Here is a 20,871-nt window from a genome sequence, read left to right as displayed (position 1 = left end):
CTCGGACCCAGGCCCCTACCGCGGCAGCACGTCCGGGTCGGACGAGGACTGGGGGACCGACGGGTGCCGGACGAACAGCGGGCCACGGGTGGCCAGCTGGAGGCCGAGCCCGGTGCGCGCGTTGGCCCGGTCCAGGATCGTGGAGACCGGCGCGTAGACGTTCTGCTCGTTGGCGTTGGTGCACCGGCCGCTGCCCGGGTCGCCGTAGGAGAGGATCCCCAGTGCCCGGCCGTCGGCCTCGGTGAACAGCGGGCCGCCGCTGTCGCCCGGCCGGGCGCAGATCCGTGCCTGGATGCCGCCGTTCGTCTTGCCGGTGATCTCGCCGCAGCGGGTGCCCGGCAGGTAGCCCGTACCGGCACCGGAGTCGACGTACGGCTCACCGGCCTTCGGCGTGTAGGCCGAGCCGGTCGCGCAGACCACCCAGCCGACCTGGACGCCGCTCACCGGCACCAGCCCGGTGACCGGGACGTCCCTGCTGCGCGTGCAGCGCGGATTGTCCGGCACGCACCAGTAGTTGATGAGGCTGGGCTGGGCACCGGTCTTGCGGGGCGGGTACGACCACAGCTCGGCCGTGTTCGAGGCGTACGGCATGATCGCGTAGTCGTAGGGGAAGGCGTTCTCGGCGAGCACCGGCGCGGTCGACTCGACGCCGACCGGCACCTTCGGGCCGAGGAACTGGTGCCACGTCCGGTCCACGTGCTGGTGCCGGCCACCCACGACGCAGTGGCCGGCGGTCAGCACGTACGGCTTGCCGCTCCGGTCGACGATGTTGAAACCGGTCGTGCAGCCACCGACCGTGCCGTCGTCACGCGGCACGTCCAGCCGGATACCGCCGCGCATCGGCCGTTCGTGGCAGTACCGCGGGTCGCAGGCCTTCGGCACGCTCGTCGCGGCCACCCGGACCTGGGCGCGGGCGGGCACGCCGGCGGCGTCGAGGGCGCCGGCGAGCCGTGGGTGGTCGGCCGCCACCCGGTCGCCGGTCAGCACCACGACCTCGTTGGCCGGCTGGTCCACCACCACGTCCGTGCCGGCGGTCGCGTCGAGCGCGGTGGCGAGCCGGGTCGCGGCGGCGGTGAGTCGCGCCAGCGACGCCCGGACCGGCACCACGCGGACGTGCTCCCGGTCCGGCAGGCCGGCGATCGCCGCCCGCAGCGGCCCGGTCTCCGTCGCCCCGATCGTCAGCACCCCGCCGCCGGCCTGGTCCAGCCACATGCCGCCGTACTCGGCGGGGAACCGGTCGGCCAGTTGCCCGGCGAGGGCGGCGGACCGGTCCTGCAGGGCGAGCCGCCGGGCGGCCTCGGCCGCCGAGACGCGGTAGCGGTCCCGCAGGTAGGCGACCGACGCGGGCGCCGCCCGGCCGAGCTCCGCGGCCGGCCGGCCGGCCGCGGTCACGGCGGTCGTGCCGGCCGACCCGGACGGCGGCGGCGCACCCGTGGTGGTCCCCGCGCCGGGCGTCGGGTCCGCCGGGCTGTCGGCGGTGCCGAGCGCCTCGCGGGCGCCGGTCGCGACCGCCGGTTCCGGGCCGACCTGGTCGCCGGCCGCCAGCACGACGCCGGCCGCCGCGATCACACCCGCCGCGGCCAGTCCCGCGACGACGACACGTGTCCTGATCCGCACGCCGTAACCTCCCCGTGTGTCCGGCGGTGCCCGATCGGCGGTGGGTATCGGTCGCCACGGGCCGATCGGCGTCCCGTGATCTTAGCCATGACCGGCCCGGCCGGAGCGCCGGGTCACACCGGCCGCCCCATCACAGGGAGGGGAAACCGGCGGGGTGGCGGCGGTGCGACGGCGCGGGCGCGTCCCCCGCCCGTTCAGGGGACGGTGCGGCGCGAGCCGCTGTGACAGCATCTCCGCGTCGGCTCGGTCAACGGGGAGGCCACCTTGGACGACGGGACGCGGCCGCAGGTGGTCTGGCCGGAGCTGGTCGGTGTGGTGGCGGCCGCGTCGGTCGGGGCGGTCGTCGCGGCCAACGGGTTCACCCTGGCGCTGTACGCCACCTTCACCGACGTGCTCGTGTCCGGGTCCGTGGGGTCGGGCGTGTACGCGGCGGCACTGCTGGCCGTGGCGATCGCCGTACCGGCGCTGCTTCCCCGCCTGCCGGGGTGGCCGGTCGCCGTCGCCGGTCTGGCGGCCTTTCTGGTGGGCGACCTGTTGGTCCCCGACCTCGCGGCGGTGCTGCTTCCGGTCGGCGCCGGCAGCACGCAGCAGGTCGCCGTCGCGCTCGCCGGCGTCGTCGGCCTCGGGCTCGCCCTCGGCGGGGTGCTGCTCGCGCTCGCGCAGGCGTCGCCGTCCGTCTCGTGGCTGCTGGCGGCCGGCCTGGCCGGCGGGTTGGTGCTGCACGAGCCGAGCGTCGAGCTGATCCGCGCGGTGCTGGCCGGTGGCACCGGGCAGCCGGCGTCGGCGTCCGTCGCGGCGGGCAGCTGGGCGCGCGCCAGCGACGTGCAGCTCTGGCTCGCCCTGGCGCTGGTCGTGGCCGCGGCCGTCGTCGTCCGCTTCCGGCGGCGGCGCGACGACCCGGACGACCCCACGCGACTCCGTCCCGGCGTGCCGGTGGCGGTGCTCGGTGGTGCCGCGCTGCTCCTGGCCGGTCTCGCCGCCAGGATGTGGGCCCTTCGGGAGTTCCGCCTCGATCCCGCCGCGAGTTTCCACGTGTTCGGCGCGGTCCGCGGCCAGCGGGGCGACGCGTCGTTCGCCCTGCTGTCCTCCGTCGTGCTCGCCGTCGTGCTGGTGCTCGTGCTGGCCCACTACGCCTATCGGGTCGGCGGGGTGGGTGCCGTCCGCTGGGTGTTGCTCGGCGGCGCGGCGGGGCCGGTCCTGGCGATCGGCTTCCCGAACTCCGGCTTTCCCCCGGCGTCCCGGACGGTGTCGATCCTGCTGCTCGGCCTGCTGGCGGTGGCCGGCGGCGCACTCGCGGCCCGGTACGCGGCACGGCTGCTGCCCTGGGACGCGTTCGGGCTGCTCGTCGTCGCCGCCGCGATGGCGTTCACCTGGCCCACCGAGGGAGCCAGGTCGGCCGACCGGCTCGGGGCGCTGCTGCTCGCCGTCGGCCTGGGCTTCGCCGTGGGATCCGGCATCGTGCTGGTGACCGGCCCGGCCCGGGACGCCGGCCGCTCCGGCGTACTGGCCCTCGGGATGGCCACGGCGATGCTCTGCGCGACGGCCCTCGCACCGGTGGTGCTGCGCTTCCGGCTCGGCGCCCTGCGGGAGGTGGACCGGTCCTTCACCGCGTCGCTCTACGTCGCGGCCGGGGCCGTGCTGCTGGTGCTCCTCTTCGCTTTCGTGCGGGCGGTCGAGGGGTTCGGCCGGGACCGGCCGGCCGAGGAGCCGGCGACCAGGTCGTAGCGGGCGTGCCTACACCAGCGAGTCACGCCACCGCTGGTGCAGGGCCGCGTACCGGCCGCGCGCGGCGAGCAGTTCGGCCGGCGGTCCGTCCTCGACGATCCGGCCGGCCTCCAGCACCAGCACCCGGTCGGCGATCTCCACGGTGGAGAGCCGGTGCGCGATGACGAGCGCGGTGCGCTCCCGCAGGATGGTGCCGAGGGCGTGCTGGACGGTCCGTTCGGTGGGCACGTCGAGGGACGACGTCGCCTCGTCGAGGATCAGCACCGCCGGGTCGGCCAGGAACGCGCGCGCGAACGCGACGAGCTGGCGCTGGCCGGCCGAGAGCCGGCTGCCGCGGCGGTGCACCTGCGTCGCGTACCCCTCGGAGAGCGCGGCGATGAAGTCGTGCGCGCCGATCGCCCGTGCGGCGGCCTCGACGGCGGCGTCGTCGGCGTCGGGACGGCCGAACCGGATGTTCTCGGCGACCGTGCCCCCGAAGAGGTGGGTCTCCTGGGTGACCAGCACGACGGCACGGCGCAGGTCGGCGTCCGCGACGTCCCGCAGGTCCACGCCGTCCAGCAGCACCGCGCCGTCGAGCGGGTCGTGGAAGCGGGCGAGCAGCTTCGCGACCGTCGACTTGCCGGCGCCGGTCGGCCCGATCAGCGCGACCGTCTGCCCGGCCGGGATGGCCAGGTCCAGCCCGGTGAGGATCGGTGCGTCGGGGCGGTACCCGAACGTGACCGACCGGAAGGTCACCGCGCCGCGGCCGGGTCCGGCCGGCAGCGGCACCGGTGAGGCCGGCTCGGGCACCGCCGGCCGTTCGTCGAGCACCCCGGCGAGCTTCTCCAGCGCCGCCGTGGCCGACTGCAGGGAGTTGTAGAACTGGCTCAACTCCTGCATCGGCTCGAAGAACCGCCGCAGGTAGAGCAGGAAGGCGGCGAGCACCCCGATCTCGGTGTGACCGCCCAGCACCCGCCATCCCCCGTAGCAGAGGACCACCGCGATGGTGACGTTGCCGATCAGCTTGATCCCCGGCGAGTACGTGGCGATCAGCCGGAACGCGTACCGGCTGGCCCGCCGGTAGTCGTCGCTGACCGCCGCGAAGATCCGCTGGTTGCGCGGCTCGCGGCGGAACGCCTGCACCGCCCGGATGCCCCGCAGCGACTCGACGACGTGCACGATGACCAGGGCGATCGTCTCCCGGGTCCGCCGGTACGCGACGGCCGAGGCCCGGGCGAACCAGCGCGACAGCAGGTACAGGAACGGGAAGGCCAGCAGGGTCACGGCGGCCAGCGGCAGGTCCAGCCAGAGCAGGATCGCGGCCACCGACAGGATGGACAGGGCGGCGAGCACCAGGCTGTCGATGCCGCCGCCGACCAGTTCGCCGATCGAGTCGAGGTCGCTGGTGAGCCGGGAGACCATCCGGCCGGAGGTGTACCGCTCGTGGAACGCCACCGACAGGCGCAGGAACTGGCCGTACACCCGCTGCCGGAGGTCGAGCAGGACGGCCTGGCCGATCCGCGCGGACAGGGCGAGGAAGCCGCGGCGCGCCGCGTACTCCACGGCGGCGGCCACCGCGAACGCGGCGGCGATGCCGACCAGCGGTCCGGCGTCACCGGCCCGCAGCGGCGCGATGGCCCGATCGATGCCGAGCATCACCAGGTACGGCCCGGCCATGCCGGCGGCGTTCTGGCTGAGCAGCAGCGCGACCGCCACCGCGAGCCGGCCCCGGTGCGGGCGCAGCAGGTCCCGCAGCAGCACCCGGCTGCGGGCGCGCAACCGGGCCACCGCCGCCGGATCGGTGTCCTCGGCGTGGCTCCGGTCGGCGTCCGGGTCGGTGGCGATGCCGCGCCAGCTCTCCAGCTCGGACGGTCGCCGGGGCGACGGCACCGGCGACGGCGGCACAACGGTGTCGTCGTCGCCCTCCGTCACGACCGCACCAGGCCCCGCCCGCCGGGCGTCGGGTCACCCGCCGGCGGGCGCGGTGGTGGGTCGGCCGAGAGCAGGGCCCGGTACGCGGGTACGGCGGCGAGCAGCTCGGAGTGGCGGCCCACCGCCGTGATCCGCCCGTCCTCCAGCAGGGCGACCCGGTCGGCGAGCGCGATCGTGGACGGCCGGTGCGCGACGACCAACGCCGTCGTGTCCCGCAGCACCCGGCGCAGGGCCGCCTCGACCAGCGCCTCGGTGTGCACGTCGAGCGCGGACAGCGGATCGTCGAGCACGAGCAGCGCCGGCCGGCCCAGCACGGCGCGGGCCAGCGCCAGCCGCTGCCGTTGGCCGCCGGAGAGTGACAGGCCCTGCTCGCCCACCCGGGTGGCCAACCCCCACGGCAGGTCGTACGCGAAGTCGGCCTGGGCCAGGGCGAGCGCCGCGCGTACCTCGCCCTCGCCGGCGTCCGGCCGGCCCAGCGTCAGGTTCTCCCACACCGACATCGAGAACAGCGTGGGTTCCTCGAAGGCCACCCCGACCAGCCGGCGCAGCGAGGCCAGTCGCAGGTCGCGTACGTCCCGCCCGTCCAGCGTCACCCGTCCGCCGCTCGCCTCGCGCAGCCGGGGCACCAGCGACAGCAGGGTGCTCTTGCCGGAGCCGGTCGCGCCCACGAGCGCCAGCGTCTCGCCCGGTTCGACGGTCAGGTCGACCTCCCGGAGCACCGGCCGCCCGCTGCCCGGGTAGCGGAACGAGACCCCCTCGAACGCCAGCCGCCCGCGTACCTCGGCCCGCTTCAGGACGACCGCGTCGGGGGCGTCCACGATGGCGGGCGGGGTGTCCAGCACCTCCCGGACCCGGTCGGCCGCCGTCGCCGCCTCCTGCCCGCCGGCGATGATCCAGCCCAGCCCCTGCACCGGCCAGATCAGCATGAGCTGGAGGCTGACGAACGCCACCAGCTCCCCGATGGTGAGGGCGCCGTTCGCGGTGGCGGCCGCGCCGGCGACCAGCACGACGCCCAGGGTCAGGTTCGGCACCAGGTCCAGCCGGGCGGAGGTGGTGGCGAGCAGGCGTCCCTTGCCGACCCCGGTGTCGTGCAGCGCGCGGGCGCCGGCGGCGAACCGGGCGGCGAGCTCCGGCGCCCGTCCGTACGCCTTCATCGTGCGCAGGCCCTGAGCCGTCTCCTCGACCAGGGTCGCGAGGTCGCCCTGCTGGTCCTGCATCCGGCGGGAGGCGGCGTGGTAGGCGTGCGCGAACCGCCGGGTGATGTGGAACAGCGGAACGGCGCTGGCCGCCACCACCAGGCCCAGCACGGTGTGCAGCCGGATCAGCAGCGCCACCACGACGACGTACGTGACGACGTTGAGGATCAGGAAGAACAGGCCGAAGGAGAGGAACCGGCGGATCACCGACAGGTCGGTGGTGAGCCGGGAGAGGAGCTGGCCGGACTGCCACCGGTCGTGGAAGCTGGGCGGCAACCGTTGCAGGTGGGCGTAGACGTCGGCCCGGATGGCCGCCTCCATCCCCACCGAGGAGGACGACTGCACCCAGCGCCGGATGAAGATCAGCAGGGCCTCGGCGAGGCCGAAGAGCAGCGCCAGGGCCGCGAGGCGGACCAGCCCGGCCGGATCCTGCCGGGCGACCGGACCGTCCACCACGCGCTGGGCGACCAGCGGTACGGCGATCCCGGCCGCGGTGGCCGCCAGCCCGGCGAGGAGCAGCCAGGCGAACTCCCCGGCGTACGGGCGCAGGTAGTGCCGTAGGCGCCAGAGGCTCCGCAGCGGATGTCGGCCCGTGGTGGGGGCCGGGTCGCCGTCGCTCTCCGCAGGCACTACCCGACGGTAGCGGCAAATGGGAGGGGTGCCGCTGTCAGCTTGCCGTCAACCGCCGCTCATGACCGAGAAGCCACTTCTTCACGTCCAGCCCCCAGCGGTAGCCGCCGAGCATCCCGTCGGTGCGCAGCACCCGGTGGCAGGGGACGAAGAGCGCGGCGGCGTTGCGGGCGCAGGCCGCCGCGGCGGCCCGTACCGCCGCCGGGCGTCCGGCCAGCTCGGCGAAGCCGGTGTAGGTGACCGGCTCGCCCGGCTTGACGTCCCGCAGCACGGTCCAGGCGTGCGCCAGGAAGGCCCCGCCGGTGCGCTGCTCGACCGGCACCGCGTCGATCGCGGTCAGGTCGCCCGCCAGGTAGGACGCGACGGCCGCGGTGACCGGGCCGAGGTCGGGCCGGGCCCGTACGGGTGCCCGCAGGCTGGGGTGGACGAGGGGGAGGAGGACCTGCGGATCGGCGGTGAAGCCGGCGGCCCGGACCGCCCCGTCGGGGCCGGCGAGAACGCTGAGCGGGCCGGCCGGGGTGTCGATGACGGTGCTGTCGATGGTGTTCATGCTGCTCTCCAGAGTCGGATCACCGCGTACGAGCGCCAGGGGCGCCAGCGGTCGGCGTAGCTGTTCAGGGTCTTCGGGTCGTCGGGAAGGCCGAGGGCGGCGGCGCCCCGGCGGACGGCGAGGTCGGTGGCGAGGAGGACGTCGGGGTCGCCGAGCGCGCGCAGCGCGACGTAGTCCGCCGTCCACGCCCCGATCCCGGGCAGTGCCAGCAGTTGCCGCCGGGTCTCCTCCCGGTCCCCGCCCGGTTCCAGGTCGAGCGACCCGTCGGCGACGGCCCGGGCCAGCGTCCGGACGGTCTCCCGCCGCGCCGCGGGCATCCGGAACCCGCCATCCGGCACCCGCAACACCTCCTCGGCCGAGGGAAACCCCCGCAGCTCGTGTTGATCAAGAGGTTGTAGTCGCGACACGCCGTCCGGGCCGCCGACAACTTCATGATCAACGGGAGTGGTCGGGGTGGAGAGGTGGGCGAGGAGGCGGGTCAGGGTGGTCCGGGCGGAGGTGACCGAGACCTGTTGGCCGATGATCGCGCGGACGGCCATCTCGAAGCCGTCGACCGCGCGGGGTACGCGGACGCCGGGCTCCGCCACGACCGTCGGGGCGAGGGCGGGGTCGGCGGCGAGGGTCTGGTCCACCGCGGTCGGGTCGGCGTCCAGGTCGAGCAGCCGGCGGCAGCGCGCCACCGCCGGTGCCAGGTCGCGCATGTCGGTCAGCCGCAGCGTCGCCAGCACGTGCCCGTCCGCCGGGGTCAGCGCCGCCTCGCCGGTGCCGTGCGGCAGCCCCAGGCCCCGGTGGTACGCGCCGTCGCGTACCGCGTCGACCCCGGGCAGCGCCCGCAGCGCCAGGAAGCCCAGCAGGGAACGGGCGTGCAGCGGCGGCCGGTACGCCAGCCGCAGCGTGATCGTGCCCGCGCCGCCCGGCGCCGTCCGCCGGCCCCGGATGTTCCGCAGCTCGGACGGCGACCCGCCGTACACCTCGCGGACGGTGTCGTTGAACTGCCGGACGCTGCCGAACCCGGCGGCGAACGCGATGTCCGCCATCCCGAGGTCGGTGGTCTCGACCAGCGTGCGGGCGGTCTGCGCGCGCTGCGCCCGGGCCAGCGCGAGCGGACCGGCGCCCAGCTCGGCGCGGAGCATCCGGTGCAGGTGCCGCTCCGTGTAGCCGAGCCGCGCCGCCAGCCCGGGCACGCCGGCCCGGTCGACCACGCCGTCGGCGATCAGCCGCATGGCGCGGCCCACCACGTCGGCCCGGACGTCCCACTGCGGGGAGCCGGGGGCGGCGTCCGGCCGGCACCGGCGGCAGGCGCGCAGGCCGGCCCCCTGCGCCGCGGCGGCGGACGGGAAGAACCGGACGTTCTGCCGTTTCGGCGTGATCGCGGGGCAGGACGGCCGGCAGTAGATGCCGGTCGAGGTCACACCGGTGTAGAACCAGCCGTCGAACCGCTGGTCGCGGCTGTCGACGGCTCGGTAGCACCGTTCGAAGTCCAGGTCCACGCACCGATGATGCCCCCGCGCGGGAGGGAACGGCTGGCGGGAATCGGACCTGGGTGTGGCGGGCCCGGGTCGACGCCCGCGGCGGAGGGCGGGGCCGAGCGGAAAGTGTCGGTTGTGGTCGGTACCGTCCCGCCACCAACTCAAGAGAAGGGTGCGGCGATGGCGAGCGGGGCGGGTCGGCAGGCGGCGTCGACAGGGGGCGGGCACCCTCCGCCGGACCGGGCGGTCACGCAGGGCTTCTACGCCCGCATGCGCGCGGTGGCTCCGGCGGCGGTCGGCGCCCTCGACCGCGATCGCGCCGCTGATCCGGCGCAGGCGTTCGGTGACACCGCCTGCGGCCGGCTCGTGCGCTCCCTCGACGCCGACGGGCTGCGCGCCCTCGGCATGTGGGTGCACCACTGGTGCGTGCGCTTCTACGACGACGACACCCGGGCCGCGTTGCGCCTGCTCCGCGAGATCGCCGCCCGGCCGGGGCTGGGCTGGACGGCCGACGAGGTCCGCTGGATGCTCCGCGAGTCATATCCGGCCGGCCCGGCCGCCGAGGCGCGCTTCACGCTGCCGTTCGCGGCGGCGGCCGAGCTGGCCCCGGGGGCAGTGCCGATCGAGCCGGTCATCGCCGGCCAGCCGGGCCCGCGCGATTGACCGGAGGCCGCGGCCCGGCGGGGCGCGCCGGGCGCCGCCGTCCGGCTCGGCGGTTCACCGGCCCCGGTCGGCCGGCGCGGCGGCTCAGCGGGCCCCGCCGGTCGGCGCGGGGGTTCACCGGGCGCGCGACGCGGGGGCACCTGGCCGGCCACGGTGGCACCGACCGCCAACGCGAACCCGGCCAGCTGCGGTCCGGTCATCGCCTGGCCCAGCACCGCCCAGCCGAGCGCGGCCGCGGTCAGCGGGCTCAGCGCGCCGAGCAGGGAGACCTGGGTGACCGGCAGCCGTGCCGCGCCGCGGAACCAGAGGGCGTACCCGAGCGCCGTGCCGACCAGGGCCAGCCAGGCGTACCCGGCCAGCGCCGGCGGGCCGGGCACCGGTGGCGTCCCCTCGACCAGTAGGGCGGCGGGCACGATCAACAGGCCGCCCGCGGTGAGCTGCCAACCGGTCGCGGTCAGCGTGCCCACCCCGGGCGGGCGTCCCCAGCGCCGGGTGAGCACCAGACCGGTGCCCATCGCCGCGGTGCCGGCGAGGCCGGCGGCCACGCCGAGGGCGTCCAGCCCGGCGCCCGGCCGGAGCACGACCAGGGTGACACCGGCCAGCGCGGCGAGGGCGGCGGCGAGCGCTCGCGGGTGCGGTCGCTCGCGCAGCAACAGCATGGTCAGGCCGGCGACCAGCAGCGGCTGGGTGGCGCCGAGGACGGCGGCCGTCCCGCCGGGCAGTCGGTAGGCGGCGAGGAAGAGCAGCGGGAAGAACGCACCGATGTTCAGCGCGCCGAGCACGGCCGACCGCCACCACCAGGATCCGCGCGGCCGGTGCCGGGTGGCGGCGAGCAGCAGCAGGCCGGCGGGGAGGGCCCGGATCACGCCGGACCAGAGCGGCCGGTCCGGGGGCAGCAACTCGCTGGTGACGAGGTACGTCGTCCCCCAGGTGACCGGCGTGACGGCCGTGATCAGGGGGTCGAGGTGGCGGCGGTCCATCGCTCCTCCTAAAGCTTCCGGATAAGCAGCTTAGCGCTAAGCTAGTTACAGGCAAGCTAAAATGGGAGGTGCGAGGTGCGGCACAATCCACGTGTGGCGCAGCAGGACGACGTCGACGGCATCGTCGAGCAGTGGCGGCGGGAACGGCCGGGAATGCGACCGGAGCCGATGGCCGTCTTCGGCCGGATCTACCGGATCGCCCGGCTCGTCGGCGACGAGCAGGAGCGTACGTACGCCCGGTGGTCGATCGGCCGGGGCGAGTTCGACGTGCTCGCCGCGCTGCGCCGGTCCGGCTCGCCGTACACCCTGGCGCCGAAGGCGCTCGCCGCGTCGCTGATGCTCACCTCCGGCGGGATGACCGGGCGGCTCGACCGGCTGGAACGGGCCGGCCTGGTACGCCGGTCGCCCGATCCCGCCGACCGCCGGGGCCTCCAGGTCACGCTGACCGAGGCGGGCCGCGCCCTGGTCGAGGAGGCGGCGGAGGCCGGGCTGGCCGTCCAGCGCCGCCTGCTCGATGCGCTGCCCCCCGAGGACCAGCAGCGCTTGGGTGACCTGCTGCGTACCCTCCTCGACGCGGTGACCGACCGCGAACGGTGACCGGCGCGGCGGCGCCGGCCCCGATCCGGCGGCCCGCGGACGTGCGGCAGGATGGGCGACGCACCCGACGGAAGGACCAGCGTGGCCGCCAGCGACCCGACCATCCTCGCCACCAGCATGGGCATCTACGCGCCGCGCGGGGACGGCGCGGCCCGGCGGATCAATCCCGTCTTCGACCTGGCCGCCGACCTGGCCGGGGCCGGGCCCGAGCCGAGGATCTGCTTCCTCAACCAGGCCGAGGGGGACCAGCCGAGCACGCTGACCCGGGTGTACGAGGCGTTCGCCGGCACCCGGTTCCGGATGAGCCACCTGGCGCTGTTCCCCATGCCGAACGTCGAGGACGTCCGGGCGCACCTGCGGGCGCAGGACATCCTCTGGGTCGGCGGCGGCAGCGTCGCGAACCTGGTCGCCGTCTGGCGGGTGCACGGCCTCGGCGACATCCTGCGCGAGTGCTGGGAGGCCGGTGTCGTGCTGGGTGGGGTCTCCGCCGGCTCGATCTGTTGGCACGCCGGCGGCGCCACCGACAGCTTCGGGCGCACCCTGCGCGGCTTCACCGACGGGCTGGGCTGGCTGCCGTACGGCAACGGCGTGCACTACGACAGCGAGGAGCAGCGCCGGCCGCTCATGCACCGGCTGGTGGGCGAGGGGACGCTGCCGACGTCGCACTGCACCGACGACGGCACCGGCCTGCTCTACCGCGGCGAGCGGCTGGTCGAGGCGGTCGCGGACCGGCCGGGGGTGTCGGCGTACGAGGTCAGCCGCGGCCCGGACGGCAGCGTCCGGGAGACGCCGATCGGGCCGCGCCTGCTCGACTGAGCGCTCGGCCCGGCGGGGCGTCGACGGGAACCCGAGGCAGGTGCGGGTGGCTGCCGGGCGGCGGCGTAAGCTGGCCCGTCGTGAGTCTCACCATCGGCATCGTCGGCCTGCCCAACGTCGGCAAGAGCACGCTGTTCAACGCCCTGACCAAGAACGACGTGCTCGCCGCGAACTACCCCTTCGCCACGATCGAGCCCAACGTCGGGGTCGTCGGCCTGCCGGACGAGCGGCTGCACAAGCTGGCCGAGATCTTCGGCTCGCAGAAGGTGATCCCCGCGCCGGTGTCGTTCGTCGACATCGCCGGGCTGGTGCGCGGCGCCTCCAAGGGCCAGGGGCGGGGCAACGCCTTCCTCGCGAACATCCGCGACGCCTCCGCGATCTGCCAGGTGGTCCGTGCCTTCTCCGACCCGAACGTGGTGCACGTCGACGGCAAGGTCTCCCCGGCCGACGACATCGAGACGATCAACACCGAGCTGATCCTCGCCGACCTCCAGACCCTGGACCGCGCCGTGCCGCGGCTGGAGAAGGAGGCCAAGCTCCGCAAGGACCGGGCCGCCGCGCTGGCCGCCGCGAAGGCGGCGGTCGACGTCCTCGACGGCGGCACCACCCTGTACGCGGGGGCGGCCGCCGCCGGCGTCGAGCTGGAACACCTGCGTGAGCTGCACCTGCTCACCACCAAGCCGTTCCTGTACGTCTTCAACGTCGACGAGGCCGAGCTGGCGAACGCCGAGTTCCTCGACGAACTGCGCGCCCTGGTCGCGCCCGCCGAGGCCGTCTTCATGGACGCCAAGATCGAGTCCGAGCTGGTGGACCTGCCCGAGGAGGAGGCCCGCGAGCTGCTGGAGTCGATCGGGCAGTCCGAGCCGGGGCTCGACCAACTGGTCCGCGTCGGCTTCCGCACGCTCGGGCTCCAGACGTACCTCACCGCCGGCCCCAAGGAGGCGCGGGCCTGGACCGTCCCGGTCGGCGCGACCGCGCCGGAGGCCGCGGGCGTCATCCACTCGGACTTCCAGCGCGGCTTCATCAAGGCCGAGGTCGTCTCGTTCGACGACCTGGTCGCGGCCGGCAGCATGGCGGCGGCCAAGGCGGCGGGCAAGGTCCGCATCGAGGGCAAGGAGTACGTCATGCAGGACGGCGACGTCGTGGAGTTCCGCTTCAACGTCTGAATCCGGCCTGGTCAGCAGGCCCTGCCCAGGGCTGTTCGGGCCGGCGGGCTCGACCCCTACGCTGGCGGGGGGAGGAGCTGGCATGTCGAGCGAGCCGGAACCGGGCCTGGCGCCCGCGCACCTGTCGCCCCGCCACCAGGGCGAGCCGGTCCTGCTGACGGTGGACGGGCAGGACTTCCGCGTCCGGGTACGGGCCGATCACCCCGGCTCGTACGACTTCGACTGGCTCAGCGGGCCGCACGACTACGGGTTCGGCATCTCCGGGCCCGCCGACCCGCCGATGACGCTGGCCGAAATGGAGGCGCACATCCGTGCCTTCCTCGCGATGATCGACCCCGACACCGGCTACCTCGACGTGTCCCGGCGCCGGTGACGCCCCGACATCCAGCAAGTCGTGCCGATGATTTCGCCCGCGGTCGGCCGTCGGTATGACTGACCTCATCGGCGGAAGGAGAACCATGGCCAAGGTGCTGTACTCGGCGACGGCCTCGCTCGACGGCTACATCGCGGGGCCGGGCGGTGACATGTCCTGGCTGACCGAACACCTCGCCGGCGAGAACCCGACGGCGGAGCGCCTGCTCGCCAACGTCGGCGCGCTCCTGGTCGGCAACCGCACCTTCGGGGGCGACGACCCGAACCGGGGCACCGACCAGGAGGGGGCGTTCGGCGGCCAGTACCACGGACCGGTGTTCGTCCTCACGCACCGGCCGTCGGCCGACCCACCCGCGGGCGTCACGTTCGTCGGCGACCTGCACAGCGCGGTCGCGCAGGCCAAGGAGGCCGCCGGCGACAGGTACGTGAACATCCTCGGCGCGGACGTTGCCCGGCAGTGCATCGAGGCCGGCCTGCTCGACGAGGTCCTGATGTTCTTCGCTCCGGTGCTGCTCGGCGACGGGGTCCGCATGTTCGAACACGCGGGCGGGACCACCGTGCGGCTGGCGCCGATCCCCGGCGAGGGCGCGCACTGGTACCGCGTGGTCCGCTGAAACACGACGACCGATCCCTGTCCCCGGCGGTGACGCGGCGGCTGATGCGACACGTCGCCTCCGGCGCCGCCGCCTACGAGCGGGCCCGGGCGACGCTGGCCGCTCTCACGCCGCGCGAACGCGATGTCGTCGTCGCCATCGCCCAAGGGCGCTCGAACGCCGAGATCGCCACCGAGCTGACGATGAGCCTCACGACGGTCAAGGCCCACGTCTCCCACGTCCTGACCAAGCTCGACCTGGCCAACCGCACCCAGGTCGCACTGCTGGCACACGACGCCGGCCTGGTCTGACCAACCGCACCCCCCGCGTACCGGCGACCTTCCTTCCCGCCGCCGCGGTGTCGATCCGCCGTACCGATGCCGGGACAGGTGGCCTCGGCTCGCCACGGATCAGCTGATGTAGTGCAGGATCACGTTGTGGACGTGGTGGCTCTTCTGGGCGCCGCGGAACTCGACCTCGTAGGTGTGCGTACCGACGTGGATCGCGATCGCGCCGGTGGAGAAGAACGAGCCGCCCCACGACTTGTTGCTGACCACGCTCACGCTGGTGATCTTCGAGTACGGGATGCTGGTGATCGCGTACCGCTTGCCGATGAACGAGCGGTCCTGGATGATCACGCGCCGGTCGGTGAGGCCGATGAAACCGGTGCCGGTGCCGACGGCGTCGTAGACGGCGATGATCTGCTCGCCCTCCAGCAGGCCGCTCTGGATCTGCTGGAACTGCTCCTTGCGGTCGTACGTCGCGTTCGCCATGACCCCCAGGGTAGGCCGGCCGGGCCACCTTCAAGATCAAGTGGTCGGCGGCGGGTAGGCGTCGCTCGCCGCACGTACGAACGCGCGGATCCGCGCCGTCGTGCCGCTCTCCCGCCACACCAGGCCGCGCCGGATCGGTGGCGCGTCGTTGATCGGTACGTACGCCACGTCCGGGCGCGGGTAGTAGCGGCGGGTGTGCTCCCCGACGGGCAGCACACCCCGGCCCAGGGCGACCAGCGTGAGCATCTCGGAGAAGGTCTCGCCCACCGGCCCCGCCGGCACCGGGCGGCCGGACGGGGTGTGCTCGGGCGTGCGGTCGCGTTTGAACCCGGCCGAGGTGGCCGCCGGGTACTGCACCACCGGGTGGTCGCCGAGCACCTCCAGCGAAACCGACGCCCGCCGGGCCAGCGGGTGGCCGGCCGGCACCGCGAGGACCCGGGCCTCCTCCAACAGCGCCGGGCCGCAGGCCATGCCGTCGAAGGGGTACGCGGCCAGGAGCAGGTCGATGGACCCGTCCTCCAGGCTGCGCCGAGAGTTGAAGAGCTGGACCTCGCGTACCTCCACCTGGCACTCCGGGTGCCGCTCGGTGAACAGCGCGACGGCCTTGAGCAGCACCGGCGCGGTCCACTCGCCGAGGAAGGCGACGCGCAGCCGCCCGGTCACGCCACGTCCCGCCTCGGTGGCCCGACGGACCGCCTCGTCGATCCCGGCGACCAGCGGCGCCAGGTCGTCGGCGAGCTGCCGGCCGATCGGGGTGAGCTGGACGACCCGGCTGGTCCGGGCGAACAGCGGGGCGCCGACGCGGCGTTCGAGGGTGCGGATCACCTGGCTGACCCGGCCGGTGCTGATCCGAAGGCGCTCGGCGGTCCGGCCGAAGTGCAGCTCCTCGGCGAGGGCCAGGAAGGTCTCCAGCTCGTGGCGTTCCAGCACGTCACATCCCATCGTTGAGTCCTGCTCAACGATAGTGGTGCGATCTCGTCTTGGTCGCGGCGCGCCACCGGCGGAGGGTGAGGGCAGGCACCGATCCGGAAGGGAACATCATGACGATCACCGATCACCTCGCCGCCCTCGACGGCCCGTTGTGGGAGACCGCCGACCGGCTCCGCGGCGTCATCGAGGCGGCGCTGCCCGAGGCGACCGGCGCGGTCTGGCACGGGCACCCGGTCTGGGGTCTCGGAGGCCGGCCCGGCGCGCAGCCGATCTGCCTGCTCAAGCCGTACGCCTCGCACGTCACCTTCGGGCTGTGGCGGGGGCAGGACGTGGCCGACCCGTCCGGCCGGCTGGTCCCCGGCGCGCGGCGGATGGCCTCGGTCAAGCTCCGGGCGGCCGATGACGTCGACGCGGCGCTCTTCACGGGGTGGCTGCGCCGGGCGTACGAGCTGGAGACGCGGTGAGTGCCGTGCGGGTGACCGGCTTCGACCATCTGGTGCTCACCGTCGCCGACGTCGAGCGCGCACTCGGCTTCTACTGCGACCGGCTCGGTCTGGCGCCGGTCCGGGTGGCCGAGTGGCGGGCCGGGCGGGTCCCGTTTCCGTCGGTCCGGGTGAGCCCCGAGACGATCATCGACCTGGTCCAGGGGGAGCGGGGCGGGACGAACGTCGACCACTTCTGCCTCGTGGTCGAGCCGTTGGACTGGGCGGAGGTCGTCGCCTCCGGCGCCTTCACCGTCCTGGCGGGGCCGGTCGGCCGCTTCGGCGCCCGGGGAAGCGCCACCTCGGTGTACGTGCGGGACCCGGACGGCAACTCCGTCGAGCTGCGGTGGTACCCGCAGGACGTGCGGGCCTGACCGGGCGGGGCGGTCGGCGGCGGGTGCTCAGGACTCGGTGACGGCGCGGTACGCGTCCTCGATGCGGGCGGCCAGCAGGACCTCGCCCTCGGTCAGCGGCGCGTTGCCGTGCCCGACCCGGATCTGCGTGTGGTCGGCGCGGCGGTTGATCTCCGGTCGCAGGTGCAGCGCGTCGGCGACCACCTTGACCCGCTCGGTGAGGGCCGCGTGCTGCGAGTCGTCGATCACGAGAGTGCGCCGGATCTGCTCGCCCTCCCGCGTCCACCCCGGAAGCAGGGTCAACGCGTCGCTGAGATAGTCGTGCTTCCCCCGCCCGAACAGCACGCGCATCACCACACCTCCCAGGCGCCGTTGCCGGCTTGTGGCCAAACCGTCGCCATCCCGTGTCTTGCCGGTGGCCCTAGTCTTTCGCCGTACGGTGAGTGTGTCCACGGCCACACTTCCGTGTCTTCCTGGCCTGACGGTCGGCCACGGTACCCAAACCGCCGATTGATCTGGCACGCTGGACGCCCGTGCGGACCGAACGGGCTAACGACGGTGGGCGGGTCGAGCGACGGGAGCTGAAGGTGATCGTCGGCGCGGCGATCATCCAGAACGGGCGGGTGCTGGCCTGTGCCCGCTCCGCGCCGCCCGAGGTGGCCGGCATGTGGGAGTTCCCGGGCGGCAAGGTCGAGCCGGGGGAGAGCGAGACCGCCGCGCTGGCCCGCGAGTGCGCCGAGGAGCTGGCCGTCCGGGTGGAGATCGGCGACCGCGTCGGTCGCAACGTCCGGATGGCACACGGCCGGTCCGTGCTCAAGGTGTACGCGGCCCGCCTGCTGCACGGCGACCAGCCGCAGGCCCTGGAACACTCGGCGCTGCGCTGGCTGTCCGCAGCCGAGTTGGACAGCGTCACCTGGCTGCCCGCCGACGCGCCGATCGTCGCCGCACTCCGCCCCCTCCTGACCGCCCACTGACCCGCCCCCGAAGCGGAGACCCGGTCGGAAAGCGGACGGGGGCCGCCGGCGTGTGCCGTGGCCCCCGTCATCGTCGGTGCTCTCAGTGCTTGTCCTGCTCCGGGTGGGCGAAGTTCAGGTGCTCCGGAGGCAGCGGGAACGTCACGTCGTCGCCGAACGGGGACGGCGCGGCCGCGCGGTCGAAGGTGAGCTCGGTCAGCGGCAGCTTGCCGGACGCGTCGACCGCCGGGGCGGTCGGCTTCGGCACCTCGCGGTGCCAGTTGACACCCTGCTGCGCCTGCACCTCCGAGCGCGGGTCGTGCGAGCCGCCCGCGTGCGAGTGGAACCCGGCCGGGCCCGTCGCGTGCGCGTGCACCGCGCCCGGGGAGTACTCACTGGTCACGCTGGTCTGAGGCACCTGGCCCCTCCGGAAGATCTTGCTACCAAGCCACACGAGTGGATCGTACCTGCGGTCGACGACCCGCTCCTTCATGGGGATGATCCCGTTGTCAGTGATCTTGATGTGCTCCGGGCAGACCTCGGTGCAGCACTTGGTGATGTTGCAGTAGCCCAGCCCCTGTTCGGCCTGCGCGTACTCCTTGCGGTCGGTGCGGGCGTCCAGCGGGTGCATGTCCAGCTCGGCCGCCCGGATGAAGTACCGCGGCCCGGAGAAGGCGGGCTTGTTCTCCTCGTGGTCCCGGATGACGTGGCAGACCGTCTGGCACAGGAAGCACTCGATGCACTTGCGGAACTCCTGCGAGCGCTCGACGTCGACCTGCTGCATCCGGTAGTCGCCGGGCGCCACGCCCGGCGGCGGGGCGAAGGCCGGCGTCTCCCGGGCCTTCTCGTAGTTGAACGAGACGTCGGTGACCAGGTCCCGGATGACCGGAAAGGTCCGCAGCGGCGTGACCGAGATCGTCTCGTCCTCGGTGAACGTCGACATCCGGGTCATGCAGGCCAGCTTCGGCTTGCCGTTGATCTCCATCGAGCAGGAGCCGCACTTGCCGGCCTTGCAGTTCCAGCGGCAGGCGAGGTCCGGCGCGTCGGTGGCCTGGAGCCGGTGGATGACGTCGAGGACGACCTCGCCCTCGTTCACCTCGACCGTGTAGTCCTCCAGGTCGCCGCCGTTCTCGTCGCCCCGCCAGATGCGGAATTGCCTCTTGGTGCCCATCTACTTGCCCGCCTCCTCAGCGAGGGCGTCGAACTCCGCCAGCTCCTCGTCGGTCAGGTACTTGGCCAGCTCCGCGCGGTCGAAGAGCGCGACCAGCTCCGGGCGCATCTTCGGCAGCGGCTTGCGGTCCAGGCGTACGGTGTCGCCCTCCAGCGAGCAGACCAGGTTGACCTGGCGCCACGCCGGGTCCATCGCCGGGTGGTCCTCCCGGGTGTGCCCGCCCCGCGACTCCCGCCGCTCCAGCGCCGCCTTCGCGGTGCACTCCGAGACGACCAGCATGTTGCGCAGGTCCAGCGCCAGGTGCCAGCCCGGGTTGTAGTGGCGACCGCCGGCGGCGCTCACCTTGGCCACCCGCTCGCGCAGCTCAGCCAGCCGGCTCAGCGCGTCGACCAGCTCGCCCTCCCGGCGGATGATGCCGACCAGGTCGCCCATCACCGCCTGGAGATCCTGCTGGAGGGTGTACGGGTTCTCGCCGGTGTCCCGCTGCAGCGGCGCGAGGGCCGTCTCCACCGCGGCCTCCACGGCCGTCACCGGCACCCGGGGCCGCGAGGCCAGGCCGTCGGCGTACGAGGCCGCGTGCCCGCCCGCCCGCTTGCCGAAGACCAGCAGGTCGGAGAGCGAGTTGCCGCCGAGCCGGTTCGACCCGTGCATCCCGCCGGAGACCTCACCGGCGGCGAACAGGCCGCGCACGTGCCCGATCGCCGCGCCCGAGTCCGGGTCGACCTCCACGCCACCCATGACGTAGTGGCAGGTCGGGCCGACCTCCATCGCCTCCTTGGTGATGTCGACGTCGGCCAGCTCCTTGAACTGGTGGTACATCGACGGCAGGCGGCGGCGGACCTCCTCGGCCGGCAGCCGGGTGGCGATGTCCAGGTAGACGCCCCCGGCGGGCGTACCCCGGCCGGCCTTGACCTCGCTGTTGATCGCCCGGGCGACCTCGTCGCGGGGCAGCAGCTCCGGCGGGCGCCGGTTGTTGTCCGGGTCGTCGTACCAGCGGTCCGCCTCGGCCTCGTTGTCCGCGTACTGCTTGCGGAACACGTCCGGCACGTAGTCGAACATGAACCGCTTGCCCTCGGAGTTCTTCAGGACACCGCCGTCGCCACGGACCGACTCGGTGACCAGGATGCCCTTCACCGACGGCGGCCAGACCATGCCGGTCGGGTGGAACTGGAGGAACTCCATGTTGATCAGGTTCGCCCCGGCGCGCAGCGCCAGCGCGTGGCCGTCCCCGGTGTACTCCCACGAGTTCGAGGTGACCTTGTACGACCGGCCGACACCACCGGTCGCCAGCACCACGGCCGGCGCCTCGAAGAGGACGAACTCGCCGGACTCCCGGTAGTAGCCGAACGCCCCGGCGACCCGGTCGCCGTCGAGCAGCAGCTCGGTGATGGTGGTCTCGGCGAAGACCCGGATCCGGGCGTCGTACGAGCCGTGCTCGCGCTTGTCCTCCTGCTGCAGGGAGACGATCTTCTGCTGGAGGGTGCGGATCAGCTCCAGGCCGGTCCGGTCGCCAACGTGCGCCAGGCGCGGGTACTCGTGGCCGCCGAAGTTGCGCTGCGAGATCTTCCCGTCCTTGGTGCGGTCGAAGAGCGCGCCGTACGTCTCCAGCTCCCAGATCCGCTGCGGCGACTCCTTCGCGTGCAGCTCGGCCATCCGGAAGTTGTTGAGGAACTTGCCGCCGCGCATGGTGTCGCGGAAGTGCACCTGCCAGCTGTCCCGGCTGTTCACGTTGCCCATCGCGGCGGCGGCGCCGCCCTCGGCCATCACCGTGTGCGCCTTGCCGAAGAGCGACTTCGAGATGATGGCGGTCTTCTTGCCGGCCAGGCGGGCCTCGATCGCCGCCCGCAGGCCGGCGCCGCCGGCCCCGATGACGACGACGTCGTAGTGGTGTCGTTCGATTCGCGTGGTAGTGGTCATGTCAGGG

20 protein-coding genes and 2 pseudogenes are annotated in these 20,871 nt (G+C 74.0%); 11 read left to right on the top strand and 11 right to left on the bottom strand.

From position 1 onward, the window contains the following. Window positions 1-15: 15 nt before the first annotated feature. Window positions 16-1,617, bottom strand: coding sequence for a trypsin-like serine protease (locus tag EV376_RS01150; RefSeq protein ID WP_130320309.1), 1,602 nt, complete (start codon window positions 1,615-1,617; stop codon window positions 16-18). A gap of 264 nt (window positions 1,618-1,881) precedes the next feature. Here EV376_RS01150 and EV376_RS01145 point away from each other — a divergent pair, with 264 nt between their 5' ends. Then, window positions 1,882-3,342 (top strand): hypothetical protein, encoded by a 1,461-nt coding sequence (locus EV376_RS01145; protein WP_130320308.1) that lies wholly within the window; start codon window positions 1,882-1,884, stop codon window positions 3,340-3,342. A gap of 9 nt (window positions 3,343-3,351) precedes the next feature. On the opposite strand, the gene EV376_RS01140 is transcribed toward EV376_RS01145, so the two are convergent. The 4 genes from EV376_RS01140 to EV376_RS01125 are packed head-to-tail and all read right to left on the bottom strand — an operon-like array spanning window position 3,352 to window position 9,119. After that, a complete protein-coding gene (locus tag EV376_RS01140; RefSeq protein ID WP_130320307.1) occupies window positions 3,352-5,253 on the bottom strand; it encodes an ABC transporter ATP-binding protein in 1,902 nt (633 codons plus the stop codon). Then, the gene (locus EV376_RS01135) at window positions 5,250-7,079 is read right to left on the bottom strand and encodes an ABC transporter ATP-binding protein (protein WP_130320306.1); all 1,830 of its coding nucleotides are present in this window, start codon (window positions 7,077-7,079) and stop codon (window positions 5,250-5,252) included. Before EV376_RS01135 ends, EV376_RS01140 begins: the two co-directional genes overlap by 4 nt. Before the next feature lie 37 nt (window positions 7,080-7,116). Then, complete coding sequence (locus tag EV376_RS01130; protein WP_130320305.1) at window positions 7,117-7,629, bottom strand: methylated-DNA--[protein]-cysteine S-methyltransferase; 513 nt, start codon at window positions 7,627-7,629, stop codon at window positions 7,117-7,119. Beyond that, window positions 7,626-9,119 (bottom strand): AlkA N-terminal domain-containing protein, encoded by a 1,494-nt coding sequence (locus EV376_RS01125; protein ID WP_130320304.1) that lies wholly within the window; start codon window positions 9,117-9,119, stop codon window positions 7,626-7,628. Before EV376_RS01125 ends, EV376_RS01130 begins: the two co-directional genes overlap by 4 nt. Window positions 9,120-9,278: 159 nt before the next feature. On the opposite strand from EV376_RS01125, the gene EV376_RS30635 reads away from it, so the two are divergent. Beyond that, a complete protein-coding gene (locus tag EV376_RS30635; protein ID WP_486482849.1) occupies window positions 9,279-9,761 on the top strand; it encodes a hypothetical protein in 483 nt (160 codons plus the stop codon). Window positions 9,762-9,973: 212 nt separating this feature from the next. On the opposite strand, the pseudogene EV376_RS30630 reads toward EV376_RS30635, so the two are convergent. Next, window positions 9,974-10,741: pseudogene (locus EV376_RS30630) on the bottom strand (EamA family transporter); the annotation flags it as partial. A 93-nt stretch (window positions 10,742-10,834) separates the two neighbouring features. On the opposite strand from EV376_RS30630, the gene EV376_RS01115 reads away from it, so the two are divergent. From EV376_RS01115 to EV376_RS01090, 6 genes and pseudogenes are all read left to right on the top strand, one after another. Then, window positions 10,835-11,338, top strand: coding sequence for a MarR family winged helix-turn-helix transcriptional regulator (locus EV376_RS01115; protein ID WP_486482486.1), 504 nt, complete (start codon window positions 10,835-10,837; stop codon window positions 11,336-11,338). A gap of 51 nt (window positions 11,339-11,389) precedes the next feature. Continuing rightward, window positions 11,390-12,154, top strand: coding sequence for a peptidase E (locus EV376_RS01110; RefSeq protein WP_207227994.1), 765 nt, complete (start codon window positions 11,390-11,392; stop codon window positions 12,152-12,154). An 80-nt stretch (window positions 12,155-12,234) separates the two neighbouring features. Beyond that, window positions 12,235-13,320, top strand: coding sequence for a redox-regulated ATPase YchF (gene ychF / locus EV376_RS01105; protein WP_130320302.1), 1,086 nt, complete (start codon window positions 12,235-12,237; stop codon window positions 13,318-13,320). Window positions 13,321-13,402: 82 nt separating this feature from the next. Next, window positions 13,403-13,693 carry a hypothetical protein gene (locus EV376_RS01100; RefSeq protein ID WP_130320301.1) on the top strand — a complete coding sequence of 97 codons (291 nt, stop codon included), beginning with the start codon at window positions 13,403-13,405 and terminating at the stop codon, window positions 13,691-13,693. 85 nt (window positions 13,694-13,778) lie between these two features. Beyond that, the gene (locus EV376_RS01095; protein WP_130320300.1) at window positions 13,779-14,306 is read left to right on the top strand and encodes a dihydrofolate reductase family protein; all 528 of its coding nucleotides are present in this window, start codon (window positions 13,779-13,781) and stop codon (window positions 14,304-14,306) included. Window positions 14,307-14,323: 17 nt separating this feature from the next. Continuing rightward, window positions 14,324-14,596 (top strand): annotated as a pseudogene (locus EV376_RS01090) (response regulator transcription factor); the annotation flags it as partial. A gap of 99 nt (window positions 14,597-14,695) precedes the next feature. Here the strand turns inward: EV376_RS01090 and EV376_RS01085 are convergent. Both EV376_RS01085 and EV376_RS01080 read right to left on the bottom strand, forming a co-directional pair. Then, entirely contained in the window at window positions 14,696-15,058 is a 363-nt protein-coding gene (locus EV376_RS01085; RefSeq protein ID WP_130320299.1) for a PH domain-containing protein, read from the bottom strand. A gap of 36 nt (window positions 15,059-15,094) precedes the next feature. Next, entirely contained in the window at window positions 15,095-15,988 is an 894-nt protein-coding gene (locus EV376_RS01080) for a LysR family transcriptional regulator (protein WP_130328477.1), read from the bottom strand. 110 nt (window positions 15,989-16,098) lie between these two features. Between EV376_RS01080 and EV376_RS01075 the strand changes: the two genes are divergently transcribed. Both EV376_RS01075 and EV376_RS01070 read left to right on the top strand, forming a co-directional pair. Further along, complete coding sequence (locus tag EV376_RS01075) at window positions 16,099-16,452, top strand: DUF1801 domain-containing protein (protein ID WP_207227990.1); 354 nt, start codon at window positions 16,099-16,101, stop codon at window positions 16,450-16,452. After that, complete coding sequence (locus tag EV376_RS01070) at window positions 16,449-16,844, top strand: VOC family protein (RefSeq protein ID WP_130320298.1); 396 nt, start codon at window positions 16,449-16,451, stop codon at window positions 16,842-16,844. Before EV376_RS01075 ends, EV376_RS01070 begins: the two co-directional genes overlap by 4 nt. A 27-nt stretch (window positions 16,845-16,871) precedes the next feature. On the opposite strand, the gene EV376_RS01065 is transcribed toward EV376_RS01070, so the two are convergent. Beyond that, the gene (locus EV376_RS01065; RefSeq protein ID WP_130320297.1) at window positions 16,872-17,174 is read right to left on the bottom strand and encodes a 4a-hydroxytetrahydrobiopterin dehydratase; all 303 of its coding nucleotides are present in this window, start codon (window positions 17,172-17,174) and stop codon (window positions 16,872-16,874) included. A 182-nt stretch (window positions 17,175-17,356) separates the two neighbouring features. Between EV376_RS01065 and EV376_RS01060 the strand changes: the two genes are divergently transcribed. Further along, window positions 17,357-17,797, top strand: coding sequence for a (deoxy)nucleoside triphosphate pyrophosphohydrolase (locus EV376_RS01060; RefSeq protein WP_130320296.1), 441 nt, complete (start codon window positions 17,357-17,359; stop codon window positions 17,795-17,797). A gap of 82 nt (window positions 17,798-17,879) precedes the next feature. Here EV376_RS01060 and EV376_RS01055 read toward each other — a convergent pair whose 3' ends face one another. Next, complete coding sequence (locus EV376_RS01055) at window positions 17,880-18,947, bottom strand: succinate dehydrogenase/fumarate reductase iron-sulfur subunit (RefSeq protein WP_130320295.1); 1,068 nt, start codon at window positions 18,945-18,947, stop codon at window positions 17,880-17,882. Next, window positions 18,948-20,864 carry a fumarate reductase/succinate dehydrogenase flavoprotein subunit gene (locus tag EV376_RS01050; RefSeq protein ID WP_130320294.1) on the bottom strand — a complete coding sequence of 639 codons (1,917 nt, stop codon included), beginning with the start codon at window positions 20,862-20,864 and terminating at the stop codon, window positions 18,948-18,950. Window positions 20,865-20,871 lie beyond the last annotated feature (7 nt).

The organism is Micromonospora sp. CNZ295 (genome assembly GCF_004217535.1).
This window is presented reverse-complemented; position numbering and strand designations above follow the sequence as displayed.

What these genes read in the sequence shown, in the direction of transcription:
- EV376_RS01130 (WP_130320305.1), bottom strand. Translation starts at nt 7,629, where the DNA reads ATGAACACCATCGACAGCACCGTCATCGACACCCCGGCCGGCCCGCTC.
- EV376_RS30635 (WP_486482849.1), top strand. Translation starts at nt 9,279, where the DNA reads ATGGCGAGCGGGGCGGGTCGGCAGGCGGCGTCGACAGGGGGCGGGCAC.
- EV376_RS01110 (WP_207227994.1), top strand. Translation starts at nt 11,390, where the DNA reads ATGGGCGACGCACCCGACGGAAGGACCAGCGTGGCCGCCAGCGACCCG.
- EV376_RS01100 (WP_130320301.1), top strand. Translation starts at nt 13,403, where the DNA reads ATGTCGAGCGAGCCGGAACCGGGCCTGGCGCCCGCGCACCTGTCGCCC.
- EV376_RS01095 (WP_130320300.1), top strand. Translation starts at nt 13,779, where the DNA reads ATGGCCAAGGTGCTGTACTCGGCGACGGCCTCGCTCGACGGCTACATC.
- EV376_RS01085 (WP_130320299.1), bottom strand. Translation starts at nt 15,058, where the DNA reads ATGGCGAACGCGACGTACGACCGCAAGGAGCAGTTCCAGCAGATCCAG.
- EV376_RS01075 (WP_207227990.1), top strand. Translation starts at nt 16,099, where the DNA reads ATGACGATCACCGATCACCTCGCCGCCCTCGACGGCCCGTTGTGGGAG.
- EV376_RS01065 (WP_130320297.1), bottom strand. Translation starts at nt 17,174, where the DNA reads ATGCGCGTGCTGTTCGGGCGGGGGAAGCACGACTATCTCAGCGACGCG.
- EV376_RS01055 (WP_130320295.1), bottom strand. Translation starts at nt 18,947, where the DNA reads ATGGGCACCAAGAGGCAATTCCGCATCTGGCGGGGCGACGAGAACGGC.
- EV376_RS01050 (WP_130320294.1), bottom strand. Translation starts at nt 20,864, where the DNA reads ATGACCACTACCACGCGAATCGAACGACACCACTACGACGTCGTCGTC.